At 44.0% G+C, this 17,080-nt stretch carries 15 protein-coding genes; 12 read left to right on the top strand and 3 right to left on the bottom strand.

Annotation, left to right across the window (positions count from 1 at the left end):
• Positions 1–117: 117 nt before the first annotated feature.
• The 6 genes from IE164_RS04765 (at position 118) to IE164_RS04740 (ending at position 7,418) form a co-directional block, all read left to right on the top strand.
• On the top strand, positions 118–1,059 hold the full coding sequence (locus IE164_RS04765; RefSeq protein ID WP_189629028.1) for an N-acetylornithine carbamoyltransferase: 942 nt from the start codon (positions 118–120) through the stop codon (positions 1,057–1,059).
• A 176-nt stretch (positions 1,060–1,235) separates the two neighbouring features.
• Complete coding sequence (locus IE164_RS04760; protein WP_189629027.1) at positions 1,236–2,573, top strand: hypothetical protein; 1,338 nt, start codon at positions 1,236–1,238, stop codon at positions 2,571–2,573.
• Between the two features lie 133 nt (positions 2,574–2,706).
• Positions 2,707–3,483, top strand: a complete 777-nt coding sequence (argB, locus tag IE164_RS04755) for an acetylglutamate kinase (protein WP_189629026.1) — start codon at positions 2,707–2,709, stop codon at positions 3,481–3,483.
• 289 nt (positions 3,484–3,772) lie between these two features.
• Complete coding sequence (locus IE164_RS04750; RefSeq protein ID WP_189629025.1) at positions 3,773–4,867, top strand: M20 family metallo-hydrolase; 1,095 nt, start codon at positions 3,773–3,775, stop codon at positions 4,865–4,867.
• A 259-nt stretch (positions 4,868–5,126) separates the two neighbouring features.
• Positions 5,127–6,458, top strand: a complete 1,332-nt coding sequence (gene argH, locus IE164_RS04745; protein WP_189629024.1) for an argininosuccinate lyase — start codon at positions 5,127–5,129, stop codon at positions 6,456–6,458.
• Between the two features lie 39 nt (positions 6,459–6,497).
• Complete coding sequence (locus IE164_RS04740) at positions 6,498–7,418, top strand: M23 family metallopeptidase (RefSeq protein WP_189629023.1); 921 nt, start codon at positions 6,498–6,500, stop codon at positions 7,416–7,418.
• 309 nt (positions 7,419–7,727) lie between these two features.
• Here the strand turns inward: IE164_RS04740 and IE164_RS04735 are convergent, their stop codons facing one another.
• The 3 genes from IE164_RS04735 to polX form a co-directional block, all read right to left on the bottom strand.
• On the bottom strand, positions 7,728–7,997 hold the full coding sequence (locus IE164_RS04735; RefSeq protein ID WP_189629022.1) for a hypothetical protein: 270 nt from the start codon (positions 7,995–7,997) through the stop codon (positions 7,728–7,730).
• A 126-nt stretch (positions 7,998–8,123) separates the two neighbouring features.
• Positions 8,124–9,137 (bottom strand): glycosyltransferase family 9 protein, encoded by a 1,014-nt coding sequence (locus IE164_RS04730; RefSeq protein WP_189629021.1) that lies wholly within the window; start codon positions 9,135–9,137, stop codon positions 8,124–8,126.
• Positions 9,130–10,839, bottom strand: coding sequence for a DNA polymerase/3'-5' exonuclease PolX (gene polX, locus IE164_RS04725; RefSeq protein WP_189629020.1), 1,710 nt, complete (start codon positions 10,837–10,839; stop codon positions 9,130–9,132). Before polX ends, IE164_RS04730 begins: the two co-directional genes overlap by 8 nt.
• Positions 10,840–10,937: 98 nt before the next feature.
• On the opposite strand from polX, the gene IE164_RS04720 reads away from it, so the two are divergent.
• The 6 genes from IE164_RS04720 to IE164_RS04695 all read left to right on the top strand — a co-directional run bounded on the left by IE164_RS04720 (position 10,938) and on the right by IE164_RS04695 (position 17,010).
• A complete protein-coding gene (locus IE164_RS04720) occupies positions 10,938–11,345 on the top strand; it encodes an EVE domain-containing protein (protein WP_189629019.1) in 408 nt (135 codons plus the stop codon).
• Complete coding sequence (locus IE164_RS04715) at positions 11,342–12,892, top strand: hypothetical protein (RefSeq protein WP_189629018.1); 1,551 nt, start codon at positions 11,342–11,344, stop codon at positions 12,890–12,892. Before IE164_RS04720 ends, IE164_RS04715 begins: the two co-directional genes overlap by 4 nt.
• Positions 12,893–12,910: 18 nt before the next feature.
• The gene (locus IE164_RS04710) at positions 12,911–14,377 is read left to right on the top strand and encodes a hypothetical protein (protein ID WP_189629017.1); all 1,467 of its coding nucleotides are present in this window, start codon (positions 12,911–12,913) and stop codon (positions 14,375–14,377) included.
• Positions 14,378–14,462: 85 nt separating this feature from the next.
• On the top strand, positions 14,463–15,011 hold the full coding sequence (gene pyrR / locus IE164_RS04705) for a bifunctional pyr operon transcriptional regulator/uracil phosphoribosyltransferase PyrR (RefSeq protein ID WP_189629016.1): 549 nt from the start codon (positions 14,463–14,465) through the stop codon (positions 15,009–15,011).
• Positions 15,012–15,938, top strand: a complete 927-nt coding sequence (locus tag IE164_RS04700) for an aspartate carbamoyltransferase catalytic subunit (RefSeq protein WP_189629015.1) — start codon at positions 15,012–15,014, stop codon at positions 15,936–15,938.
• Between the two features lie 91 nt (positions 15,939–16,029).
• Positions 16,030–17,010 carry an alpha/beta hydrolase gene (locus IE164_RS04695; RefSeq protein ID WP_189629014.1) on the top strand — a complete coding sequence of 327 codons (981 nt, stop codon included), beginning with the start codon at positions 16,030–16,032 and terminating at the stop codon, positions 17,008–17,010.
• Positions 17,011–17,080 lie beyond the last annotated feature (70 nt).

Genomic DNA, 17,080 nt, shown 5'->3' with positions numbered 1-17,080 from the left:
GCTTGACTGGGAATCTCAATCGACCTTCGAGTCAACATGTGGAGATTCCCGATCGTTGTCGGGAATGACAGAAGTTTTTGAGACTGGCTGTCCGAAGGACTGAGGGGTAGCATAAAAATGAAAAACTTCACTTCTGTCAAAGATGTCAAAGACCCAGGCGGTCTGGTAAAAAAGGCCCTGGAAATCAAGGCCAACCCTTTCACTCCTGATTTTGCCAGGGGAAAAAGGGCTGGACTTATATTTCTCAATCCAAGTTTAAGAACACGCCTAAGCTCACAGGTAGCCGTTCAAAACCTAGGTGCAGAAGCTATTGTGCTCGACATTGGAAAAGACGGCTGGGCTTTGGAATTTCAAGACGGAGTGAAAATGAACGGCAGCAAAGCCGAGCATATTAAGGAAGCCGCTGGCGTAATAGGTCAGTACTTTGATGTGTTGGGGGTTCGAACTTTCCCTGAGCTGAAAGACAGAAATACCGACTATTCCGAGCAGTTATTGAATGCTTTCATCAAGTATTCCGGCCTTCCTGTAGTGAGCCTTGAAAGCGCTACCAGACACCCACTGCAAAGTCTGGCAGATTGGATGACCATAGAAGAACACTGGAAGAAAGCTGAAAAACCTAAGGTGGTCATCACTTGGGCTCCGCATGTGAAAGCATTGCCTCAGGCGGTTCCAAACTCATTTGTGGAATGGATGCGAGAGGCACCTGTAGACCTGACCATCACTCACCCCGAAGGATATGAGCTGGCAGAAGAGTTTGCCGGAGGGGTGCCTGTAGAATATAACCAGATGAAAGCCCTTGAAGGTGCTGACTTTGTATACGTGAAGAACTGGTCTTCATACGAGCAATACGGTCAGATTTTGAGTCAGGATGAAAGCTGGAGTTTTGGCAAAGAACAATTGGCAGTGACTAACAATGCCAAAATAATGCATTGTCTGCCCGTAAGAAGGAATTTGGTAATTAAAGATGAAATATTGGATGGCCCAAATGCCATTCATCTGCAGCAGGCCAAGAACAGGGTGTATAGCGCTCAGGCGGTGTTTGCGGAGCTATTTCGGTGAGCCCCCATCCATCCCGATAGCAATCGGGATTCCCCAAGGGGGAAGGCCTTAGCAGCCTGCAAGATTAAACTTATACGGTCTACTCTTGCAGTGGGTAAAAGCCCTCTCCTAGGAGAGGGGTTGGGGTGAGGCTTTTACTAACTTGGAACAATTAACCAACAATAAATAAACTCATCATGAAAAAGATATTTTTTATGACACTCGCAGTAGTCTTCCTTGCTTCCCTCTCTTTTGCTCAAGGCACTCAGGTGGGATCAAGTCCCATTTATTACAATTCTGGTAAAGTAGGTATAGGAACTACAAATCCATCCTATCTGCTTCATTTAAAAAGTACTTTAACCTCTAGCCTGATGCTGGAAACGAGCTCTTCGGATTATAACGCAAGGCTTTATTTCCGAGGACTAAGAGAGACCTCAGGAGTTTCAACTCATTATATGGGCACTGATGGAATTGGAAGCTATGATTTAAAAATTAATGCGGATGAAAATTTTTTTATCGAAACCAACAATACAGAAAGATTTCGTATTACCGGAGTGGGGAAAGTGGGCATTGGTACTACTTCACCAAGCCAATTATTAACCGTTGCAGGGAATATTAAAGTTAATAGTGGATTATTTTATACCGATGCTTCCCAAGTTCAATTTGGTAATGAGGCAGGATATTGGGCTGCTGTGAACTCAAGGGGAATCAATACAGGAGATTGGACCAATTCGCCTAGCTATGGAGAGTTTATTACAGGCTCCAACTATAACATGCAATTCAAAATTCAAGGGCAAACACGGTTGTTCATAGATAAGGCAAACGGTAATGTGGGAATTGGAACAAGTTCGCCAAATGCAAAACTTGAAGTAAATCCTAATGGCAATGGAAACGCCATTGGTACTAAAGATAATATCGATGGAGTATCACGAATATATGCCTGGAATCAAAGTTCAGGGACAAATTCAGCTGCTCAATTGATGCTTAATGCTGGATCCTCAGATTTCGGAGATCGTGGTGCTACTATTCAGTATACTTCAACGGGAAATATTCTAAACATTGACAATACCGGGGACCCAAGTTCAGTCATTGCCTTTACAAATCGTACCTCAACTACAACAGCAGAAGCTATGAGAATTCATTCGAACGGCAATGTAGGTATTGGCACTGCCTCTCCTAACGAAAAACTCGAAGTCAACGGCAATGCCCTATTTCAAGGGAATATTGAGTCTATGAAGGTCAAGGTTACCCAAACCCCCGGCAACTGGCCAGACTATATTTTCTCTCCCACTTATGAACTAAAACCACTGAAAGAAGTAGAACAATTCATCCAGCAAAACCGGCATTTACCCGAAGTTCCTTCTGCCAAAGAAGTAGAGGCTAATGGACTGGATTTAGGAGATATGGAAGCTACATTACTAAAGAAGATTGAGGAGTTGACTTTGTATGTCATTGATCAGAATAAGCGCCTGGAAAAATTGGAGACAGAGAATAAGGAGTTGAAAGAGGAAATTAAATTGATAAAAAGAAATTGATGAACGTCAATGCGAACAGAGCACAGCGGAGTGTGGCAATCTCCTGATAGAGTTATCAGACCTGCCTACCTCAGGCAGGCTACTTCGTCCTCCCGAATATTCGAGAGTCCTCGCAATGACGAAACGAAACAAAATGAACAAACTAACCATAATCAAAATAGGTGGAAATGTGATCGATGACCCAAAGTCATTGGATCAGTTTCTTACTGATTTTGCCCAACGATCTGAACCGGCAATTCTGGTGCATGGTGGAGGCAAAATCGCTACGCAGATTGGGAACAAGCTGGGTATTGAAGCCAAAATGGTCGATGGCCGCAGAATCACTGATGCTGAGACCCTCGATCTGGTGACCATGGTTTATGGTGGTTTAACCAATAAGAAAATTGTGGCGCAGCTGCAGTCTAAAGGTTTCAATGCGATTGGATTAACTGGCGCTGACGGTAATGTAATGCTGGCCAAGAAACGCCCTGTCAAGCAGATTGACTACGGCTTTGTAGGTGATATTACAGCAGATGGTGTCAATATTCCCTTACTGCAAAGCCTATTGAATCAGGGTGTGAATCCGGTGTTTTGTGCGCTCACTCACGATGGTGAAGGTCATATGCTCAATACCAATGCTGATACCATCGCTTCGGTATTAGCCGTTGCCATGAGCCGGGAGTTTGAGGTGGAACTTGTTTATTGCTTCGAGCAGCCGGGTGTGCTTTCTGACTTTGAAAACAAAGTGGTGATTCCGGTACTTGAGCCTAAAAATTATCAGGAATACAAGGATTCAGGAGTAATCAATAGCGGCATGATTCCAAAGCTAGATAATGCCTTTGATGCCCTCAATGCAGGAGTGAAAAGTGTAAGAATTATTCAGTTCTCAGATTTGAACAAGGCTGAAACCGGAACGCTGATTAAACTATGAAGTGGTGCTACAGCTACATAATGTATAAATCAGTCATCTTTAGACTCGTCATTTCTCTGAACAGGGAAATCCCTAACAAACTTGGAAAAACCCTTTGGGGGATTCCCGATCAAGTCGGGAATGACGTTGCAGAAACGATCAGCTCATACCGAAAGAGATTCTTAGCTGCACTAAGTTCCGCTCTGAATGACGGAATCCGTTGCATTGTGCTTTCAAACAGAGAGATTGCTTCGTCATCCCGAGTTTTCGGAACTCCTCGCAATGACTGTAAATATGAAGATTTGCTAAAATGGAATTGAAAGAAAAAGCCATATCGCTTCTAAAGCAACTGATTGAAATTCCCTCCTTGAGCAGAGAGGAGGATAAAACTGCTGACCTGATTGATTCACTATTGAAATCTAGTGGCGTTGAAACAGAGCGGTTGCAGAATAACATTTGGGCTAAGAACAAACATTTCGATGCTTCAAAACCAACGCTACTGCTCAACTCCCATCATGATACGGTGAAGCCTAATACAGGTTATACGAAAGACCCCTTCAAAGCCATTGTGGAAGACGGTAAGCTTTACGGCTTGGGTAGCAATGATGCTGGCGGATGCCTCGTCTCATTACTAGCAACTTTCCTTCATTTCTATGAAAAGGAAATGCATTACAATATCATCTTGTTGGCTTCGGCTGAGGAAGAGATTTCTGGTAAGAATGGTATTGCTCTGGCCTTGCCTGAATTGGGAAAGATAGACTTTGCCATGGTTGGTGAACCTACCTTGATGCAAATGGCTGTTGCCGAAAAAGGCTTGATGGTGCTTGACTGTTCTGTAAAAGGAAAGGCCGGCCATGCCGCCAGAAATGAGGGAGAAAATGCCATTTACAAAGCTCTGCCCATCATCGATTGGTTTCAGAATTACCGTTTTGAAAAAGAGTCTGACTGGCTTGGACCTATTAAAATGTCGGTGACTCAGGTGAACTCCGGAACTCAGCATAATGTAGTGCCGGATCTTTGCCAGTTTGTGGTAGATGTTCGGACTACGGATGTCATGAGCAATCAGGAGGTACTGGAGTTTATTCAGCAGTCGGTTGATTGCGAAGTGGTAGCCAGATCCACCCGACTCAATCCATCGTCTATTCCGGCAGATCATCCAATTGTAAAAGCTGGAGAAAGCCTCGGCATGACCAAATATGGTTCTCCAACATTGTCCGATCAGGCATTAATGCCTTTTCCTAGTCTCAAACTGGGCCCAGGAGATTCGGCAAGATCACACACAGCAGATGAGTATATTTACCTGAAGGAAATTGAGCAGGGAATAGAATTGTATATTGAACTGATAACGAAATTTATGAACGTCACTGCGAGCCTGCCTGTCGGCAGACAGGGACGTGGGACTTAGAATATCTAAGAAATTATGAGATTGCTTCGTTGCAAACTTGTGCTAACGCTCAGTTTGTTTTTCGCAATGACGGTCAGAATTAAAACAAAGTAGACAGAAGTTTTACTTCCCAATTAACGTCACCCTGAACTTGTTTCAGGGTCTAGAGATTCCGAAACAAGTTCGGAATGACGGAAGAACTAAAATAAAATTGAAGACCCAAGTCTAAAGATCGAAGGAACACTTCCGTCTTCTGACTCCCGTCTTCTAACTTCACAACATGAAACTCTGGAAAAAAGACATAGAAAGCTCGGCCAAAGTTGAGCAGTTTACAGTAGGTAGAGACCTTGAATTCGACATATTCCTGGCACCATTTGACGTGCAGGGATCGCTGGCGCATACGGCCATGCTGGAGTCTATCGGCCTGCTAACAGCTGAAGAAAAAGAAGCCATTCATACCGAACTCAAAGCCATTTATAGAACCATGGAAAATGGCGAGTTTGAGATGATGGATGATGTGGAAGACATTCATTCTCAAATTGAGTTTATGCTCACCGAAAAGCTGGGGGATGTCGGAAAGAAAATCCATAGTGGCCGTTCCAGAAACGACCAGGTTTTAGTGGATCTGAAGCTTTTCATGCGTTCGGAGGTCAAAGAAATTGTGGAAGGCACAAAGGCGCTTTTCGATAGAATGACTGCTTTGAGCGAAGAATACAAATCGGTACTTATTCCGGGTTACACACACATGCAGGTGGCCATGCCCAGCTCATTCGGACTATGGTTTGGAGCTTATGCCGAAGGTTTGGTCGATGATCTGAACGCACTTCATTCGGCCTACCAGATGGTAAACAAAAACCCATTGGGCTCAGGAGCAGGCTTCGGTTCATCCTTCCCTTTGAATCGCCAAATGACTACCGATCTTTTGGGTTTTGAAGCCATGCACCATAATGTGGTTTACGCGATGATGTCGCGCGGAAAGGCAGAAAAGCAATTAGCCAGTGGAATGGCGTCCATTGCCGCCACTCTGGGCAAGTTTTCTATGGATGTTTGCCTCTACATGGGGCAGGACTTTGGATTCCTTACATTCCCCGATGAACTCACTACAGGTTCCAGCATAATGCCACACAAAAAGAATCCGGATGTCTTCGAGCTGATTCGTGGCAAGTGCAATCGTATTGTGGCCCTGCCGAATGACATTGCCATGCTCACGGCTAACCTTCCTGTGGGTTACCACCGTGAAATGCAGTTGTTAAAAGAACTGTTATTTCCTGCTCTGGAAGACTTAAAAGCTTGTTTGGAAATGGCTGAATACATGCTTCAGCATATCAAAATCAAGAATGATTTGATCGATCAGGACAAGTATAATTACCTCTTTACAGTGGAGGAAGTGAACCGTTTGGTGCTTTCAGGAGTGCCCTTCCGCGAAGCTTACATTCAGGTAGGGAAAGGCGTAAATGCTGGAGAATTCAAAGCCGACAGAAAAGTGAATCACAATCACGAGGGCAGCATAGGCAACCTAATGACCGATGCCATTCGCGCTTCAATGGAAAAACAATTGAACTCCTTCAACTTTGAACATTGGGAAAAGAGGATTGAAAAGCTTGTGAAGTAATTTTTGAATTATTATTCTAGTCTTTTAAAAACAAACACAATGACTAGGATTAGCTTGATTCTTTCTACCCTTTTAATGTCTTTCTACATAACCGCTCAAGACCGAATTGTGCGTGTAGATGGCACTTTCTACCCTAAAAGTCAGGAGTATGTTTTTGAAGCAAAAAACTTGAGCACCACTTATTATACAGTGGTAGTTAAGTTCAACAGACTGTATAATCTGAGGTCGAGTACCTCACTTCCTTTTATAAAGGCAGTCCCTCCCGGAAACACCAAACTTTTTGAGCTCTCTAAGGATGGGTATGGCGATCCGGACTATAGTTATAGCGTAGTGTACTGGAAGGGAACGGCCAACCCTAAGATTGAGGACGTGCTATATGCTTTGCCTGTATCGTCCGGAATTGAGGTAGGTGTTAAACCCCTTCAACATTTGGCTAAAACATTTCAACAGGAAACTCCCGAAAACTTCTATGCTATTGGTTTTAGTCTTGTTGATGGTGACACCATCCGGGCTGCACGCAAAGGGGTCGTTGAAGAAATACAAGCAGACAATCAAACCGACAATCTAAACTACACTTTTACCACTGAGAGAAATTATATTCGGGTAAGGCATGAAGATGGAACCGTGGCCCGGTACACCAACTTTAAAAACAATTCAGCCCTGATTGAAGTGGGTGAAGAGTTGCTTCCCGGAGACCCTATGGCCATAGCCACTCAAACTTCCAATACCGGTGAGGCACTACTTATGTTTCGTGTTACCTATCTAATCGTAGACCCTAAGATGAGCAGTGATTACAAAGAGTGGAGCTCTATTGGTTATGTAACTCCCAAATTTATTACTGAAAATCATGAGGGTGAGCTGAAACCTAATAAGCTATACAAGGCCAGGCTAACAGACGACATCATTACCCAGGAAATGAGCAAACGTGAACGTAAAAAATACTTATCTGGAAAAAGATAGCTCAGGTGGATTGTTTAGATCTAAACCAGCCATATTTAACAGACAGCTTGTATAGTAATGCAAAGATAAACCCAACCAAGCTGTGTGCCATCAGGTAAAAAATTATACGGAAGAGCAGGTCTAATCCGTAAGGATCTGCCCCATCAAAAACTGGCTGTATGAAGAGAAAATAAACCAGAGCCAAAGTACTAATCGTAACATTGATCCAAAAGAAATACCAAAACCTTTTCCACTTACTTAACCAATAGATGCTAAGCGTCCACATAACGAATGGAACTTGTACTATTAGGTATATCCAAGTGGATTCACTCATATTAACTCCAGTCCAAAGACAGCTACTGCATATAGTGCCGCAATGACCAATGCCAACTGGCTGGTTTTTCGGGTGTGCGGCTTAATCCCCAGTGTTCTGATAATCTTCACATTAATGGACATGGAGATTAACACAAGGGCTAACGAAACCCCGAAAAGTGCCTGGGGATTGTTGAGCTCAAACCAGGCCTGATCATAACCAACCTCCAAAATCAGAGAGATCATTACCAGAACAAGCGAGATGGTCTGAAGGGATTTGTGTTTCATAAATGAGCCTTTTTTAAAAGTCGTCACCCTGAACTTGATTCAGGGTCTTCAATTCGTTAGCGACCAAGATAGATTCTGAAATAAATTCAGAATGACCGATTTCTTAGATCAACACACAAACAGTAGCTAAGGTAGCCAGAAGTCGAATACTATTTCATTCATGCACTTAAAATGTCCTTTAGGGCATTTCTTGTAACCAATCTTGGAGCAGGGCCTGCAGCCTAACCCTTTCTTTTCAAGTATGGTAAACTTGGTTCGGTAAGGATACATGCCAAACTCCGGAATGGTATTACCCCAGATAGAAAATACGTTCTTCTTGAGTGCAGCTGCAATATGCATCATCCCCGTATCATGAGTAAAGACATACGTTGCCTTCTTCAGAATCGAGGCGCTTTGATTGATAGAGAACTTGCCACAGCCATTGTATATAAGAGCCTTTTTACCCAATTCACTGAGCGGCTTTTTAAAGTCTTCGGTTTCATGCGCTCTATCGAAAAACCCGGCAATTTGCTCTCCGTTTTCAGCATCTTCTTTGCCTCCCAGCAGCACAATGGGTTTATTGATTTTATCGCAAAGCTCAATCATTCGGTTCAGCGGAAGCTTCTTGGTTTCGTGATTGCCACCAATGGCAAAAGCCACAAACTCTTTTTGGTGAGTTTCGGGAAGCCAGTCTTTCTCCACCTCATCTTTTTCGGGAATGAAGTAATCCAAACCGAGAGCATCATTTTTCACGCCAAGCGGCCGGGCAGCTTCCAAATACCGATCTACAATGTGTACATTGGGTAACTTGTCTACTTTGAGGTTGACTATGAGCCACTTTTCCCAATTGAGTTTTGGGAAAGCTGCCGATTCTGCTTGTAGGGCAGCCTTAATTCTCCTGGTTCGAAGGTTGTTGTGAAGGTCTACCACAAAGTCGAACTTTTCGGCTTTAAGCTCACGAATCAGGCCCTTCAAATCGCCTTCCAATAAATGAAACTTATCGATGTATGGGTTGGCTTCCAGCACCGGATAAAAGTGCTTTTTTGTGGCATAGTGCACCTCCACATCGTCCATTTGAGTTTTTATAACCCTAATTACCGGGGTCGTAAGTACTATATCTCCAATGGATGAAAAACGAATGATTAATACCTTCTTAGGCATTGGCTACTTGTTCTTTCTTTTCTGAGAAATGCTTTTCTATGGCATCTCTGCTCATGGCATTCAAGGTCATTTCGGCTGTGAGCCCCCCTTTTCTCCCAATAAGCAAGCCGTATTGCATATGATGATACCCTTCCATAGCATGCGCATCGGGGTTTATAGCGAGTTTCACCCCCTGCTCCAACGCGTAGTTTACCCATCTCCAATCCAAATCGAGCCTCCACGGATTGGCATTAATCTCAATCACCACGTTATGTTTGGCGCAATGGTCTATTACTGCCTTATGGTCTATAGGGTATCCGGCCCTTCTGAGCAGCAAACGCCCTGTTGGATGACCTAGTATCGTGGTGTACGGATTTTCAATAGCTCGCAAAAGGCGTTGTGTAGCCCTCTGCTTGTTCATGTTTAGAACGGAATGGACAGAGGCCACAATAAAGTCGAAACTAGCCAGCACATTATCGGCATAGTCCAGGCTCCCATCGTTAAGAATATCCGACTCTATCCCCTTGAATATTTTAAAGGGAGCTAGTTCTTTGTTCAGCTCATCTATCTCCTGGTGCTGTAGCGCCACCCGCTCTTCATTAAGTCCATTGGCATAGAAGGCAGACTTACTATGGTCGCAAATGCCCAAATACTCGTAACCCAACTCTTTGCAATACTCAGCCATTTGTCGGAGTGAATGTTTACCATCGCTATAAGTAGAGTGGTTGTGCAGAATCCCCTTCAGGTCTTCCATTACAACCAAGCGAGGTAGTGAGTTGCTTTTGGCCCGTTCTATTTCGAATGTTCCTTCGCGCAGCTCAGGGGCCACATAGGCCATGTTTAGGGCTTCGTAAATTTTTTCTTCAGAATCGAAGTTCCCGTTGTAGGCCATATCGCGAAGACTCATATCGTTGGCAACAGGAATACTAATGTGTCGCTGGCTGCCAGTCTTTAGCAATTGTTCGCGCACGAAATGAGCCGGATCACAGAGCATAAGCTCAACAGGTATGCGGTGCTTTTTAAAGGTTCCTCTCCAAACAAGCGGACCACTTTCTTCTACTAACTGCTCAAAAGGCTCCAGAGCACCAAGCTCTTCCTCAAGAGCATTGAAGTCTGAAGAAGCGACTAAAATTTCCAGGCTTTCAGCCACCTCTAGCTTGCGCCTGAGCCCTCCGGTAATGGTAGCCTTCTCAACATTTTTCATACCATTAAGGTGTTCCACCAATTCATTGGCTATCACTTCTGCATCAGCGTAGTGCAGTTTGTTGGCATTGGCTTCTTTAAATTCCAATGCCTCAATAATGGTTTGATGCGTTTTTTCGCCAAAGCCTTTGAGTTTAGCCACCAAGCCCGAATTGGCCGCCTCCTTTAGTTCATGGCCACTTTCAATCCCCAGTTCTTTCCATAGCACTTTGATTTTTTTAGGACCAATGCCCTTCATATCCAGCAGTTCCACTATGCCTTCGGGAGTTGCTTCCAGTAAGTTTTGCAGTGCCTCTGATGTTCCTGTTTGAGCTAGTTCCTGAATGGTGGCCGCAATACCTTTGCCCACCCCTTGCAACGATTCAAGTTCGGCAAGACTCATGGCCGCAAGGTTCACATCCATTTTGTCTAATTGGAAGATGGCGTTCTGATAACCCCTTATTTTAAAAGTGTTTTCATCGTGCAGCTCCATAAGTGAAGCCAGCAGCTTGAGTTGTTTAAGAATTGTTGAGTTATCCAATTGACTTGATTTGTTAATGAGCGATGATAATACTTGCTTTTTTAGGCCGGAAAGACTAACTACTGTCTGTCAGCACGCAAAGTTAAAAATAACTGATTATGAACTATTGGTTGATAAAATCTGAGCCAAATACCTATTCTTACGATGATCTTGTTCAAAAAGGCCAAGACCATTGGGATGGTGTGAGAAACTACCAAGCCAGAAATAACCTAAAGGCCATGAAACCCGGAGACCTTGCTTTGTTCTACCACAGTGTGAACGAAAAAGCCGTGGTGGGCATAGCAGAGTGTGTAAGTGAGCACTACCCCGACCCCACAACGGATGACGACCGTTGGGTGGTGGTTGACTTTGTGCCTAAACAGAAGCTTAAAAAACCGGTTTTTTTAGAAGACATTAAACGAGAGTCGTTGTTATCGGAAATGGTGCTGGTCAAAAACTCGCGGCTTTCGGTCCAACCGGTTAAAAAAGAAGAGTTTGATCAAATTCTTAAGATGGCTCAGGAATGACACGTTTGCAAAGCATACTTTTTCTAATTCTTTGGGTGCCTGGCCTGGCTTTGGCTCAGGTTCAACATCTGGGAAGGTATGAGTTGGAACACAACTGGGACAATATAGATTACGTGGTCATTTCTCAAGAAGAAAACGGGGTTCTTATTGTTCAGCCGCAACTAAAAGGAAACAATAAACAATATCCGGTGGTTTTCCACCACCTGGATAAGCAATTGAATTTTTTGTGGGCAGATTCGTTAACAGTAGACCGGCAGCTTCACCTCAAAGGCTATCATTATGTGGGAGACAAAACCCTTTTACTCTTTCAAAATACCCAACTGAACCGCCTCATCAAGCTGGTTTCAGTAGACCTTAAGCAACGCGAATTACAAGAATTTGAACCTAAAACTATTGTTGATCTGGACATTCAGGAGTTTGAGGTTATTCAAGATCATGCGGTAATTGGTGGTTATATTGAGTCCAGGCCTGCCGTATTTGCTTACGACCTTAACACCAACAAGGTAAAAACCCTGCCCAATGTGTTTCAAAATAACTCCGAACTGCTGGAGGTAAAAGTAAATGCTGACAGTGTGACGTTCAACGTGCTTTCCTCCAAGCAAAACCTTCAGAAAGACCGCACCATAGTGGTAAATACCTACGATTACAATGGCAATGCCATTAGAGGCTATGAGTTACAAACCGCAAAGGATCACCAACTCCTTTCGGCTGTTTCATCTTCTATTATAGACAAAGAGCAACTGGTAGTGGGACTCTACAGCGTAAAAACCGGCACCTTCCCCAGCGGCTTCTATGTAAACCATGTAGACCGGACAGGCCGGCAAACTATGCGCTATTACAATTTTGGTGAATTCAATAGCTTTCTGGACCATAATGGCGAACGCAGGGCCGAAAAGCTAAAAGACAAAGCCATTACAGCCAAAAAAAGAGGCAGAGAATGGCGCTATAAAATTGACGGGTTGTTTACCGAAATGGAAGAAAGCCGTGAGGCTCTCATAATTATGGGAGAGTTTTTCAAGCCCTGGAACATGAGCACACAAAATTACATGCGCTATCGGCAGGTAACCAGTCCGCTGATTGCTCCAACCGACCCTTTTTACAATCCATACGATGCCTGGACACGCTCCAATTTCAGAAGTGCCAGCCAACCCAATGAATTTGATTTTACCCATGCCTTTGCCTTTGCTATTAATCACAAAGGCGAGCTGTTGTGGGATCACAGTATGGATATTGATGAAGAGCTAAAAGGCACCCTTAGAACCTTTGGAGCCTTTCAGTGGTCGGGAGCCGATGCTTACTACGCCTACTACCTCGATGAGGAACTAGTGGCCAGACATCTGAATGGCAACGAAAAAGAACGGATGGTACAAAAATTGAGGCTGATGGACGATGAAGATCAGCTACGCTACGAAAAAGAAGAATTTCAGGGAATAGTAGGTTGGTTCGGCAATCGCTTTCTGGTTTATGGAGTTCAGAACGTAAAGAACCCGGAAGGTGATGGCAACCGCAAGGTATTCTTTGTAAACGCAGTAGCCATAGAGCACTAACCGTTCAACCCAAACTGTATGACACACCGATTAATCCTAATGGCAGGCCTCATCCTTACGGCCTTATTTCCTCTCTCGGCACAAACCAATGCTGTCGAAATTGTTGCCGATCCTACCTCCGTAAGTTTTGAAACCGTGAGCATGGGTGAAAAGGGCTTTGCGATACTCGAAAAACACATGCTCGAAAAGTCTAGAAGCTACCACCTGAAAGTACATTTTTACAACCCACAATTGGTCTTGCAACAAACGGTTATTCTTCCTTTAGATGTACGGACTAATATACTGCGAACAGACTTCAACAATGGTCAACTCTACCTACTTACCCAGAAAACAATACTGAGAAATGAGTTGAGCATTATTAAGTTCAACGAAAAGTATGAGTTCACCGAAATAAAAGTTCCGCTATTCGAATCTAAAGAAGTATGGTTTTTTGAAGTAGTTAATAACAAGGCCCTCTTTGCCGGCTTGTTCGATGCCCGTTCTACCGCCTTTCTTCTGGATATGACCAACGGCACCATTCAAACACTTCAAGGTCTGTACAGTCAAACAAGCAATCTCGTCCAGTGTACCTTTGATGAAAAGTGGGAAGTGGTTTCAATAATCACGAGCCATTACAACACTAACAAAGACCTTGGCTTCGAACTTAAAAACTACGATTCTCAGGGCAGGCTGGTGAGACAACATGTATTCAACCCACTGCCCGGTTATCAGTTGCATGTAAGTAGCGTGTCAGACTTTGCCGGGGGAAGGCAACTAATTGCGGGCTTTTATACCTTACCCAAGTCTCAGGGCTACAGCGGCATTTTTCACGTGATGCTCGATCAGGAAAGCAAAAAAGACATTGTGCTTACCCCTTTTTTTGAAATAGAAGGTTTTTTCTCTCATTTGGGAGAAAAAAGAGCCAATAAGGTAGTGAGCAAAGCCAAAGAAAAAGTGGCCAAAAAGGGGAAATGGTCTACCGAAACAGAGGCCACCCTTTTTCCCATTCAAACAGACGGAAACCATTTTTTTCTGAGCATGACATTTTATAGGTCTTTGCAGAGAAACAGAAATTCCTCCGTCATTACCCTTCTTGAGAACCAGTCTACAAGGTACCTGGCCTTACGCTTTACGTTGAACATTAGTCATCACATGTTGGCCGTGGTCAATCAAAAGGGCGAACTGGCCGAAACGCTGCACATAGATGGCCAATACACCCAGCAGACCAGCTTTAACAATTTCGTTCAGTCTACTTTTCAGGGTCAAACGGGTCTTATTGCCCGCAACGAAAAAGAACTTTATGGGGGAGTAATAAAGCCACAAAATAAAAGCCCATTCGCTCAGAGTTTAGAGGCCCATCTGGCCAGCCGGCAGTTTAAAGTGTACAACTCAAAGCTCATTGAGTGGCACCAAAACAAAATCCTTGTAACCCTTTTAGAAGGACAAATGGACAAGGTGGGCAATGTACAGCGCGTGTTCAGAGTTATACCCGTCACGGTGGAATAGCAGGGGTTCGTAAATCAGACTTTCCGCATTAAAAAATTGATCAAACTTCTCTGAGCAATTCCTTTTACTATATTTGTATTCTGAAATGCAAAAGCGGCTTCTTTTAGGTCATCCTCAGTTAGCCATCACCATTGGCCGGCTCTGTCAGCAACTGATAGAAAAACATCAAAATTTCGACAACACTGTTCTTTTAGGGCTCCAGCCTAGAGGTATTTATCTGGCCGAAAGAATTAAGGAGCGCCTGCAGGAGCTCACCAACACCTCCATTCAACTGGGCTATTTGGACGCTACCTTTTACCGGGACGATTTTCGCAGAAGAGACTCTCCTGTAAGAGCCAATGAAACCAAAATTGACTTTCTGATTGAGGAAAAAAAGGTAATTCTTATTGACGATGTTTTCTATACCGGACGCACCGTTAGGGCAGCTCTGGACGCTATGCATGCCTTTGGCCGACCCAAAAAAGTGGAGCTAATGGTTTTGGTTAAAAGAAGATATTCGAGCCACCTGCCCATTTTCCCCGACTACATAGGCAAAGAAGTAAACACTTTGGAGAGCCAAAAAGTACTGGTGGAATGGAAACACCAAAAAGGGGTAGAAGAAGACAATGTTTGGCTAATTAACAAGATAGATTAAATGGAGAAACTGAGCACAAAGCATCTTCTGGGGATAAAAGATCTTACTAGAGAAGATATAGAGCTCATTTTTCAGACGGCTGAGGAATTCAAAGATGTAATCAACAGACCCATCAAGAAAGTGCCGTCTTTGAGAGACATTACCATAGCCAACGTATTTTTTGAAAACTCTACCCGAACCAAACTGTCGTTTGAGCTGGCAGAGAAAAGGCTTTCGGCCGATGTGATTAACTTTTCCAGCAGCAACAGCTCCGTAAAAAAAGGAGAAACCCTGCTCGACACGGTGAACAACATTTTGTCTATGAAAGTAGACATGATAGTAATGCGACATTCGAGCCCCGGAGCACCCCATTTTTTGGCCAAACACATAAAAGCCAACATAGTGAATGCCGGAGACGGCACCCATGAGCACCCTACCCAGGCCCTGCTCGATACCTTCTCTATACGAGAACGACTCGGAGAAGTAGCCGGGAAAAAAGTGGCCATTATTGGCGACATTCTACACTCGCGTGTGGCACTCTCCAACATTTTTGCACTTCAAAAACTTGGTGCCGAAGTAATGGTTTGCGGCCCCATAACCTTACTACCCAAACACATTGCCTCGCTGGGAGTAAAAGTAGAGCTCGATGTAAAAAAAGCCCTGGAATGGTGCGATGTGGCCAATATCTTACGCATTCAGTTGGAACGACAGCACATAAAGTACTTCCCCTCGTTGAGAGAATACTCGCTCTACTATGGTGTCAATAAAAAGCTACTCGACTCCCTGAACAAAGAAATTGTGATAATGCACCCGGGGCCCATAAACCGCGGGGTAGAACTAAACAGTGATGTGGCCGACTCAGAACACGCCATAATTCTGGATCAGGTAGAAAATGGAGTAGCCGTACGCATGGCTGTACTCTATTTATTAGCATCCGTATCGAAATAAGCGGTATATTATACCTGGCTTAGATTAGTTGTACAGCAACCGAAATACCGACCTCTAAGCAACAATAAACCGTCCGGAACCTTTGAAACCAATGAAGAAGTTTTTACGCATTTTAGCCATCAGCGTAGTACTACTCGTGCTGGCATTTTACTTTATAGCCGTTCCCAAGTTTGTCTCGCTCATTACCGACTACGACCGGCACACCTTCGAATATGTAACCGATAATCCGGAGATTCTGGAAAACTACGGTATTGGAGCGAAACGAACACCGGGAGACTATGGATTCGACACCTACCGTGAAATTGACTACAACTCCCTGACAGATGAGGTTGCACTCAACGGATGGTACATGCCCGCAGCCAAAGAAGGCATTACTCAAACACTAATGATTAACCATGGCCGCACCTCCAACAGGCTAAAAACCATGAAGTATCTGGAGCTTGTAAAAGCTCAGGGTCTCGACACGCTCTACAATGTATTCATCCCCGATTTGCGCAACTCCGGCAAGTCGCAAGAAGCCAAGACGGCCCTGGGCTATGAGTTTGCAGAAGACATTGTGGGCAGCATGAAAATGCTCAACGAGAACTACGGGCAAACTGATTTTGTGCTCTGGGGCTTTTCTATGGGAGCTATGGCCAGTGCTGTGGCCATAAACCGACCAGACCTGGTAGAGTTTCAAAAGGAAAATGGGCTCAAGGTTCATAAGCTCATTCTCGACAGCCCCCTGAGCAATATTAAAGAAACAGCTCGCCTGGAAGGACAAAGCATGGGTATTCCCAATTTCATCTTCAATATGGCATGGGGCAGCTTCGATAAAAAAGTAAATGGTTACAGCGATAAAATGAAGCTCTCTTACCTGCTCAACAATACAAAACTCCCCACGCTCATTCTGTATAGCGATGGAGACAAAACAACTCCTGCTTCCATTTTAGAGACCGAAGTAGAAGGGCTTTTTAACGTCTACCCTGTGCTTTTCAAAGACTGTGAGCACGTAAAGCTCTATACGCGCGAAGAGTACAAAGAACGATACACCAGCCGTGTAAATACTTTCTTGAGAAGCAACGATCTTTAGTTCAGAACACGGCTTTTCTTAGATGAGCCGAAGCTTTTTTACAGCGCAATTTTCGATAGCCGTAAAAATC

Origin of the sequence: Roseivirga thermotolerans, assembly GCF_014653175.1 — a bacterium.
Classification (GTDB): Bacteria; Bacteroidota; Bacteroidia; order Cytophagales; family Cyclobacteriaceae; genus Roseivirga; species Roseivirga thermotolerans.
This window is presented reverse-complemented; position numbering and strand designations above follow the sequence as displayed.

Excerpts from the sequence above, each read along its gene's own strand:
- IE164_RS04710 (WP_189629017.1), top strand. The coding sequence starts at position 12,911 with ATGACACACCGATTAATCCTAATGGCAGGCCTCATCCTTACGGCCTTA.
- IE164_RS04720 (WP_189629019.1), top strand. The coding sequence starts at position 10,938 with ATGAACTATTGGTTGATAAAATCTGAGCCAAATACCTATTCTTACGAT.
- IE164_RS04750 (WP_189629025.1), top strand. The coding sequence starts at position 3,773 with ATGGAATTGAAAGAAAAAGCCATATCGCTTCTAAAGCAACTGATTGAA.
- IE164_RS04695 (WP_189629014.1), top strand. The coding sequence starts at position 16,030 with ATGAAGAAGTTTTTACGCATTTTAGCCATCAGCGTAGTACTACTCGTG.
- pyrR (WP_189629016.1), top strand. The coding sequence starts at position 14,463 with ATGCAAAAGCGGCTTCTTTTAGGTCATCCTCAGTTAGCCATCACCATT.
- IE164_RS04715 (WP_189629018.1), top strand. The coding sequence starts at position 11,342 with ATGACACGTTTGCAAAGCATACTTTTTCTAATTCTTTGGGTGCCTGGC.
- IE164_RS04740 (WP_189629023.1), top strand. The coding sequence starts at position 6,498 with ATGACTAGGATTAGCTTGATTCTTTCTACCCTTTTAATGTCTTTCTAC.
- IE164_RS04735 (WP_189629022.1), bottom strand. The coding sequence starts at position 7,997 with ATGAAACACAAATCCCTTCAGACCATCTCGCTTGTTCTGGTAATGATC.
- IE164_RS04730 (WP_189629021.1), bottom strand. The coding sequence starts at position 9,137 with ATGCCTAAGAAGGTATTAATCATTCGTTTTTCATCCATTGGAGATATA.
- IE164_RS04760 (WP_189629027.1), top strand. The coding sequence starts at position 1,236 with ATGAAAAAGATATTTTTTATGACACTCGCAGTAGTCTTCCTTGCTTCC.
- IE164_RS04765 (WP_189629028.1), top strand. The coding sequence starts at position 118 with ATGAAAAACTTCACTTCTGTCAAAGATGTCAAAGACCCAGGCGGTCTG.
- argH (WP_189629024.1), top strand. The coding sequence starts at position 5,127 with ATGAAACTCTGGAAAAAAGACATAGAAAGCTCGGCCAAAGTTGAGCAG.
- IE164_RS04700 (WP_189629015.1), top strand. The coding sequence starts at position 15,012 with ATGGAGAAACTGAGCACAAAGCATCTTCTGGGGATAAAAGATCTTACT.
- argB (WP_189629026.1), top strand. The coding sequence starts at position 2,707 with ATGAACAAACTAACCATAATCAAAATAGGTGGAAATGTGATCGATGAC.